The 8,174-nt window shown below is 69.5% G+C and carries 12 protein-coding genes; all 12 read left to right on the forward strand.

Annotated features, from left to right (window positions below):
- Positions 1-115: 115 nt before the first annotated feature.
- The 12 genes from G6039_RS29175 (at position 116) to G6039_RS29230 (ending at position 8,040) form a co-directional block, all read left to right on the forward strand.
- Positions 116-298 carry a hypothetical protein gene (locus G6039_RS29175; protein WP_152545967.1) on the forward strand — a complete coding sequence of 61 codons (183 nt, stop codon included), beginning with the start codon at positions 116-118 and terminating at the stop codon, positions 296-298.
- Positions 299-435: 137 nt separating this feature from the next.
- Positions 436-879 (forward strand): hypothetical protein, encoded by a 444-nt coding sequence (locus tag G6039_RS29180; RefSeq protein ID WP_206531455.1) that lies wholly within the window; start codon positions 436-438, stop codon positions 877-879.
- Positions 857-2,410: a hypothetical protein gene (locus G6039_RS29185; protein WP_043801286.1), complete on the forward strand. Its 1,554-nt coding sequence runs from the start codon at positions 857-859 to the stop codon at positions 2,408-2,410. Before G6039_RS29180 ends, G6039_RS29185 begins: the two co-directional genes overlap by 23 nt.
- A 13-nt stretch (positions 2,411-2,423) precedes the next feature.
- Positions 2,424-3,731: a phage portal protein family protein gene (locus G6039_RS29190; protein ID WP_043801289.1), complete on the forward strand. Its 1,308-nt coding sequence runs from the start codon at positions 2,424-2,426 to the stop codon at positions 3,729-3,731.
- The gene (locus G6039_RS29195; protein ID WP_043801292.1) at positions 3,728-4,957 is read left to right on the forward strand and encodes a head maturation protease, ClpP-related; all 1,230 of its coding nucleotides are present in this window, start codon (positions 3,728-3,730) and stop codon (positions 4,955-4,957) included. The genes G6039_RS29190 and G6039_RS29195 overlap by 4 nt, the downstream gene beginning before the upstream one ends.
- A 3-nt stretch (positions 4,958-4,960) precedes the next feature.
- The gene (locus tag G6039_RS29200; protein WP_043801297.1) at positions 4,961-5,326 is read left to right on the forward strand and encodes a DUF2190 family protein; all 366 of its coding nucleotides are present in this window, start codon (positions 4,961-4,963) and stop codon (positions 5,324-5,326) included.
- 32 nt (positions 5,327-5,358) lie between these two features.
- Positions 5,359-6,288, forward strand: coding sequence for a phage major capsid protein (locus G6039_RS29205; protein ID WP_043801301.1), 930 nt, complete (start codon positions 5,359-5,361; stop codon positions 6,286-6,288).
- Entirely contained in the window at positions 6,285-6,620 is a 336-nt protein-coding gene (locus G6039_RS29210; RefSeq protein WP_043801304.1) for a hypothetical protein, read from the forward strand. Before G6039_RS29205 ends, G6039_RS29210 begins: the two co-directional genes overlap by 4 nt.
- A 3-nt stretch (positions 6,621-6,623) precedes the next feature.
- On the forward strand, positions 6,624-6,986 hold the full coding sequence (locus tag G6039_RS29215) for a hypothetical protein (RefSeq protein ID WP_051446134.1): 363 nt from the start codon (positions 6,624-6,626) through the stop codon (positions 6,984-6,986).
- A complete protein-coding gene (locus tag G6039_RS29220) occupies positions 6,986-7,330 on the forward strand; it encodes a hypothetical protein (protein ID WP_043801308.1) in 345 nt (114 codons plus the stop codon). The genes G6039_RS29215 and G6039_RS29220 overlap by 1 nt, the downstream gene beginning before the upstream one ends.
- Positions 7,330-7,638 carry a hypothetical protein gene (locus G6039_RS29225; RefSeq protein WP_043801362.1) on the forward strand — a complete coding sequence of 103 codons (309 nt, stop codon included), beginning with the start codon at positions 7,330-7,332 and terminating at the stop codon, positions 7,636-7,638. The genes G6039_RS29220 and G6039_RS29225 overlap by 1 nt, the downstream gene beginning before the upstream one ends.
- The gene (locus tag G6039_RS29230; protein WP_043801312.1) at positions 7,639-8,040 is read left to right on the forward strand and encodes a hypothetical protein; all 402 of its coding nucleotides are present in this window, start codon (positions 7,639-7,641) and stop codon (positions 8,038-8,040) included. It abuts the gene before it with no gap.
- The last annotated feature ends 134 nt before the right edge of the window (positions 8,041-8,174 follow it).

Consider the following 8,174-nt stretch of genomic DNA (forward strand, 5'->3'; position numbering starts at 1 on the left):
TGCTCTTTCGTCGAGTCGAGTTGGTAGCTCTCTCGAAGAATCACGCGGTGACCGTCTTTCGTTCGGTTACGACACGCCGGTCATCGGGATCCGATCCGGCTCGTACACCATCCTGATGGACGCAACCTCGCACGCCCGAGCGCACGGCGGCACTGTCGCCGACCGGCTGCTCCACAGCAAGTGCAACTCCGACCGCCAGGACGGCAGCCGCGACCACGAGCGGCCTGCGGTGACCGGTGAGCCGTTCGCGCCGGCCGTCGAGGACGATCGCGCGCGGTGGTGTCTGCTCGACTGGTGAGCCACCAACCTACCCATGAGTAGCTAAGGGTGCCCTAAATTATCGGGGTACCCCCATCTCCTGACCGCCCGCCGCGCCCAGTCAGGATTTTTTGCCCAGCCGGATCTCACGTGCAGCGAGGAGAGGGGACCCTAACCATGGACGTGCTCGCCGCCCTCGCCGCCCACGACCGACTCCAGGCCGACCCCGAGCCGACCGACGCCCTCGCCGACGAGATCTCACCGGCCGCCGGCGACGCGGACCCTGCCTCGCCGGCCGACTTCGGTCCCGGCGGGGCGGCGCTCTTCCGGAGCCTCGCCGATGTCGGCGACCCGTACGAACTCACGGCGATGATCGTCGAAGCGGCCCGCATCAAGGACCAGCTCGACGGCTACCACCGGATGCTCACGGGCGACTCGGATCTGTGGTTCCGCGTCGTGCCCTCGCGCGGCGACAAGTCGGTGCTCGAGGTGAAGGCCACGGGCGTTGCCCAGGAGGCGCGGCAGCTGACGAACGTGTGGCGCCAGCTCCTGGCAGAGATCCGCCGGCAGAAGGGCACCGCGACCGGATCTGGTGGCGATGACGATCTCGACGATCTGTGACGACTTCCCGACGCTGACCGGCCGGCAGGAACCACACAACGTCTCGGCCTTCGACGGCGACCCGTTCCACGGCGGCCGCGCGGTGACACTGGCCCACCGCGCGCGGACACCCCTGATGCCGTGGCAGCGCTGGTCGCTGACGAACATGCTGCTCACCGAGCACGGCGACCCGGACGGGGAATGGGTCCACCCGGATTCGTGCCTGATCGTGCCGCGACAGAACGGCAAGAGCCTGATCCTGGTCTTCCGGATCCTGTACGGGCTGTTCGTGCTGAACGAGACGATCATCTTCACAGCGCAGCAGTGGAAGACGGCCCGCTCGATCGCGCAGCGCACCATCGCCGCGATCAAGGGCCGGCCGAGCCTGAGGGCACGTCTGGCGAAACCACCGACACTGTCACAGGGTGAAGGGCACATCGTCCTGAAATCCGGGGCGCAGGCGTTCTTCATGACCCGCTCGGGAGACTCGGGTCGAGGGCTCGACGACGTCGACCTGCTGATCTACGACGAGGCGTACAACCTCTCCGATGCCGAAGCCGGCGCGTTGTCCTGGGTGCAGATGGCGGCGCGGCGGCCGCAGACGATCTACACGTCGTCGGCCGTCGACAAGGAACGCCACCAGTACGGCGAGGTGCTCGCGGCGGTGCGCCGACGTGGGCTCGCCGGCGGCGAGGGTTTGTTCCTGGCGGAGTGGATGGCGCCCGAGGAGATGGACCGGGCGTCGCTGGAAACGGCGCGGTACGCCAACCCGTCATATGGGGTGATCCAGACCGACGAGAAGATCCTCAAGTTCCAGCGGGACAAGCTGCACACCGCAGCCGGTCGACGCGAGTACGACGTCGAAGCGCTGGGACGCGGCGACTGGCCGGAGGAACCGGACGACGTCGAGGTCGAGCACATCATCGACCCGACCGTGTGGAGCAACATGGCGATCTCCAGCGCGAAGTTCGGCAAGAAGGTGGCGCTGGCGATCGACATGTCCCCCAACCAGAAGTGGGTATCGATCGCCGCGGCCGCCCGGACCGACGACGGCAAGGTGCACGTCGAGGTCGGCTACCACGCGGCACCCGGGCCCGGACTCATCCGGATCCTGCTGTCGCTGATCGACCGATGGGACCCGTGCGCACTGGTCATGGACAAGGCCTCACCGGCCTACTCGCTGCACCCGGATCTCGTGGACGCCGGCATCGAGCCGGAGGTCACGTCCGCCGGCGACATGGTGCAGGCGTGCGGCGGCTTCTACAACGACGCGGTCGCCGGGAAGCTCACGCACACCGGGGACCCGCTGCTGTCGGACGCGCTCGACGGCGCGACCAAGCGGGACCTCACCGGCGGCGGCTGGGCGTGGAACCGCAAGGGAAACCAGGTGATCTCGCCGCTGGTGGCCGCGACCCTCGCGCACTGGGCGCTGAAGGTCTACGACATCGCCAAACCACCGCCGCCCCCGCCGGCCGCGGCGGTGCCGACCCGGCCGAGTCCGGGCAGCAGCTCGAGCGCCGGCGAACTCGACGTGCTGACCGCTGCGTTCTGAGAGGAGACGACCCGTGGCAGAAACCACCACCCCTGTGCCTGCCTACGAGGTCGGGTACGTCCGCCCGGACGGCATCGTGTCGTCGCTGGACTGGCGGCAGTGGATGGACGAGGAGAAGGTCCCGGAGCTGCGGTGGCCGCAGTCGGTCGGCGTGTACGGGCGGATGATGCGTGAGGACGGGCGCGTCGCGTCGGTGATCTCCGCGATCGGACTGCCGATCCGCCGCACCCCGTGGCGCGTCGAACCGAACGGCGCCACCGACGAGGTCACCGAGTTCGTCGCCCGAAACCTGAATCTCGCGATCGTGGGCGAGTCCGAGGAGGACAAGCCGCGCCCCCGCACCCGCGGCCGCTTCTCGTGGGCCGAGCACCTGCGGCTCGCGCTGCTGATGCTGCCGTACGGGCACAGCTTCTTCGAGCAGGTGTACTACCTCGGCGACGACGGCCGGGCGTACCTGAAGAAGCTCGCCCCGCGACCGCAGCGCACCATCGCCGCGATCAACGTCGCTCTCGACGGCGGCCTGGACTCGATCGTGCAGCGCGCACCGTCGGTGGACGGGATCCAGGTGCAGACCATCGTCGACGGCGGCATCAAGATCCCGGTCTCGCGGCTGGTGGCGTACGTGCGCGACCCCGAGCCGGGCGACTGGAAGGGCAGTTCGCTGCTGCGGCCGGCGTACAAGCACTGGCTGCTCAAGGACGAGCTGATGCGCATCGAGGCCGCGACCGCGCGGCGCAACGGCATGGGCATCCCGGTCGCCACCGCGCCCGAGGGGGAGACCGACATCGAGCGGTACCAGAAGCTCGCCTCGTCCGCGCGGGCCGGTGAAAGCTCCGGCATCGGACTGCCGGCCGGAGCCGAGATGAAGCTCCTCGGTGTGCAGGGCAACCTGCCCGACATCCGGCAGGCCATCGAGTACCACGACAAGCAGATCGCCCTCGCCGGGCTGGCGCACTTCCTGAACCTCGACCGCGGCGGCTCCTACGCCCTCGCCTCGGTGCAGGCCGACACGTTCGTGCAGTCGGTGCAGACGTTCGCCGAGGCCGCCCGCGACATCGCGAACGCGCACGTCGTCGAGGACCTGGTCGACCTGAACTTCGGTGAGGACGTGCCGGCGCCGCGGATCGTGTTCGACGAGATCGGCTCCCGCCAGGACCTCACGGCATCCGCCCTGAAGATGCTCATCGACGCCGGCCTGATCCGCCTGGACCGGTCGCTCGAGGAGTACACGCGGCAGCAGTACGGGCTGCCGGCGAAGGACACCCCACCACCGGACGAGCCCTGGACGCCGGACAACCCGAACCCTCAGGAGGATCAGTGAACCCGTTCCTGCGGAGCCCGTCCGCGTTCCAGCGCACCCAGATCCGCGCCGAGCGCCCCGACCCGAAGTCCTCGGAGGCGGGGACGGTGTCCCTGCGGCTGTATGACCCGATCGACTCGTGGGGCGGCTACTGGGGCATCTCGGCCAAGGAGTTCGTCTCCGCGCTCGACGAACTGCCCAGCGACACCAGCGAGATCCAGCTCCTGATCAACTCGCCGGGCGGCGAGGTGTGGGAGGGCCTGGCGATCCTCAACGCGCTGCGGGCGCACCCGGCCAAGGTCGTCGCCGTCGTGGAAGGCATCGCCGCCTCGTCCGCGTCGTTCATCGCCGCCGGCGTCGACGAACTGCACGTCATGCAGAACGCGGAGGTGTTCGTGCACAAGGCGTGGGGCATGTGCGTGGGCAACGGCGACGACATGGCGAAGATGGCCCGCGATCTCGCGCACGAGGACCGCAACATCGCCTCGGTGTACGCGGCCAAGGCCGGCGGCACCGTCGAGGACTGGCTGCAGGCCATGGCCGACGAGACCTGGTACTCAGCGGAGGAAGCCGTCACGGCCGGTCTCGCCGACCGGGTCCTCGCGATCGGCGGCGACCGGGACGACGCGGCGAAGGCGAAGAACCGATTCGACCTGTCCATCTTCAACCGCGCCGGCCGCTCCGACCGTGGGTCCACGGGTGCAGCGCGCACACAGAACTCCTCTGCCGCCGAGGCGGAGGCCGACAAGAAGGAGGAGCCCATGGGCACCTTGAACGAAACCCTCGCGGAGCGCCTCGGCATCGCAGCCGACGCCGACGACGACACGATCGTCGCCGCGCTCGACGAGGCCCTCGCCGAGCGCGCCGCGGACGCTCCGCCCGCGCCCACCGAGCCCAGCCTCGACAGCGCCGTCGCGGTCGTGAAGAAGGCCGGCCTGGCGGTGAACGAGGCCTCGGTGATCGAGGAGCTGCGCGCCAAGGCCGAACGCGGCGATCAGGCCCGGGCTCAGCAGATTCGCGAAGCCAACGAGGCCGTCGTCGACTCCGCGATCCGCGACGGGAAGGTCCCGCCGGCTCGCCGCGACCACTGGGTGGGTGCGATGAGCGCCGATCCCGAGGGCACCAAGGCCGTGCTCGACAGCATGGAGAAGGGCCTCATCCCGTACGCCGAGGCCGGGCACAGCGCCGACGCCGGCGACACCAGCGGCGACACCGTGTACGCCGCCCTGTTCGGAAAGGAAGCCTGAGCCATGGCCGACCACACCCCGATCTTCCGCCCCGGTCAGGGCATCACCCGCAGCACGTCCGCCGCGGTCACCGGCGGCCAGCTCGTCGCCGTGTCCGGCAACGACACCGTCGCCCCGACCACCGCGGCCACCGCCGCGTGGCTCGGTGTCGCGGCCTTCGACGCCCCCAGCGGCGAGAAGGTCACGGTCATCTGCGAAGGCGTGCACGAACTCACCGCGTCCGGGGCCATCGCGGCCGGCGCGCGAGTCGTGCCCGCGGCGGCGGGCGCCGTCGCCGATCTCGGTGCCGGCACCGACTACTCGCAGATCGTCGGCATCGCTCTCGCGGCGGCGGCCGGCGGCAAGGTCCGCGTCAAGCTCGCTCGATAACGGGCGCACACGAAGGAGAAGGGGCACACATCATGCCGATCACCTACCCGCCGCCCGCACCCACGTTGTCGGGCGACTACACCACGATCAGCCGGTTCCTCAACGATCCGACCCTGATCGCACGTCGCCTGCGCACGCTGGCGGAGCAGCGGTTCATCGCCGACGTCCTGCTGACCGGACGGTTCACCACCGATTCCGGCTCCGTGCAGTTCGAGCAGGGCGAGACCATCTACTCCGATCGCGCGCCGGAGGCCGTGGCGCCGGGCGCCGAGTACCCGCTCACGTCCATCGGCACGGGCGCTGCGCAGGTGGCGAAGACGATCAAGTGGGGCCAGGACGTCGAGATCACCGACGAGTCGATCTCGCGGCAGAAGATCGACCCGGTCAACCGCGCCCTGGTCAAGATGGTCAACCAGATGGTCAAGACCATCGACAGCGTCGCACTCGGTGCAATCGCCTCCCAGGTCACCCAGTCGACCGCAGCGATCGCCTCCTGGGCAAGCACCGGTGGCACCCCGGCGATTCTGCGGGACGTGCTGCGCGCGGTGGCGAACATCCGCGCCCTGAACCAGGGCTTCGAACCGGACACCGTCGTCATCGACGATCTCACGTGGGCGAACGTGATGAGCGACGACAAGATCGCCTCGCTCCTCGCCCGCGAGTCGCAGGACAGCCCGATCTACACCGGCAGCCTGCCGGAGATCGCCGGCCTGCGATTCCTGCCGACGCCGAACATCCCGGTCGCCGGTGTCGCGCTGGTGCTCGACTCCACGCAGCTCGGCGGCATGGCCGACGAGAACCTGCAGGGACCCGGCTATGTCAGCGCCGGCGGTGTCGGCGTGCAAGCCAAGACGATCCGCAAGGACGACGACGACAAGTGGCGCCTGCGGTGCCGCCGCGTCACCGTCCCGATCGTCCAGGAGCCGGCTGCGGCGTGGAAGATCACGGGGGTGTCGGCATGACGCTCCACGCGAATGCACCGCTGGTCGTCGCCAAGGACAAGGGCGGCCTGCTCCGGTACTACTACGCCGGAGACCCGATCGCATACCTGTCGCCCGAGGACGAGGAACGGCTGCTCGACGACGGCCTGGTCGTCGACGTCGAGGACGTCCTCGTCGCACCCGAGTCGGAGCCGGTCGTTCTCACGCAGTCCGCCGACGGCGAGGTGGCGCGGCCGAAGCAGACCGCGGACAAGGAAGACTGGGTCGCCTACGCGATCGCACGCGGCATCCCCGAGGCCGAGGCCAAGGCGATGACCAAGCCGCAGCTGATCGCCGCAGTGACGACGGAGTGACCAGTGGCGGCCTTCGCGCAACCCAGCGACATCACCATCGGTGGACGGCCGCTGACATCGGCCCAGGAAGCTGATGCGCAGATGTTCCTCGACGCCGCGGCGTCGTGGATCCGGGACCGCAAGCCCGACATCGCGCCGGACGACCCCAACGCGAAGCTGGTGTCGATCCAGGTCGTGAAGGCCGCCCTCATCTCCGAGCCCTACCTCGGTCTCTCGTCGTACTCGAAGACGGTGGGGGAGGTCTCCCGCAGCGGCACCATCGCCAACCCCGGTGCCCTGCTGCACTTCACCGACTTCCACAAGGAGCTGCTCGGCATCCCGTACCGGGCCGCTCCGCAGTGGTCGTTCAAGGTCGGGGACTACTGATGCTCGACGACCTCGGCAACCAGACCGTGTGGATCACACCGCGCATCAAGGTCAAGCACGGCGACTACGTCGACGGCGCCCCGGTCGCGTACCCGGGGTGCGCGGTGCAGCCGGTGCAGTCCGACGAGCGGCGTGAGGACGGGGAGGCCACCGAGTCGCGGTGGAAGCTCCTCGCCCCACCCGGGTTCCCGGAACGCACCACGAGTGTCCTCACCGCAGACGGGATCGTCGACGACAGCGGTAGGCCGCGCCGGCTGCATGTCGACGGGGAACTGCAGACGCACTACGACGACTTCGGGTTCGCCGAGTACGTGGGCGGATTCCTGACCGAATGGAGGGGCTGATGGCTCGCGCACGATTCACCTGGTCCTCGCGGGATGCACAGCGGATCATGTCGTCGCCGAAGGTGCAGACGGCGGTGCGCAAGCAGGCCGAGAAGGGTCGGGCGGCGTTGGGTGGCGCGTTCGGTCGCACCGCCCGCGTGGAACCGGCACGCGGCTGGGACGGCCGGCCCGGCTACCGGATCGTCGTCCCGCCCAGCCAGGCGATCCGGAACCCGCTCGCCGCCGAGTTCGGCACCCGCCGCTCCCGGGGCGCGAGCCGGCTGCAGTCGGCGATCAACGCCGCGGGCCGGCGAGGCGGGCGGCGATAGATGGCTGTCACCCCGCCGCTGCCCTTCGCCAACGTCGAGAAGGTCCTCATGGTGGCACTCGAGGACCTGGGGTGGACCGACACGGAGACCCCGGACGCAGAGATCGAGGTCGGCATCCGGATCAACCGGGTCGGCGGCACCGACGACGGGATCACCGACTACCCCCGGGTCGAGATCTCCTGCTTCGCACCGAGCTACGACGAGGTGCACGCCCTCAGCGAGACGGTGCGTGACCGGATGCTCGCGCTCGGCGGGGAGGCATTCGTCGTCGGCGGGCAGCGCGTGACCGTCGACTTCTGCCGCACGGACACCCCGCCCGAGGGCGTGCCGTACGACAACCCGGACCGCGACCGCGCCACGGGGTGGTACCAGCTCGGGTTGATGCGTCCCCGCCCGGCCTGACCGCCGGCACAACCGAATACAGCCCTGATCAGCCCGCGAATCCTCGTGGGCATTTTTTCTGCCCACAGCAAGGAGGCACCCCATGCCCAGCAAAGTCGCCCAGCTCGAGATCGCTCGGCACCAGCGCGAGCTGA

The organism is Rhodococcus aetherivorans, from assembly GCF_011058165.1.
In the GTDB taxonomy this organism is placed as follows: Bacteria; Actinomycetota; Actinomycetes; order Mycobacteriales; family Mycobacteriaceae; genus Rhodococcus; species Rhodococcus aetherivorans.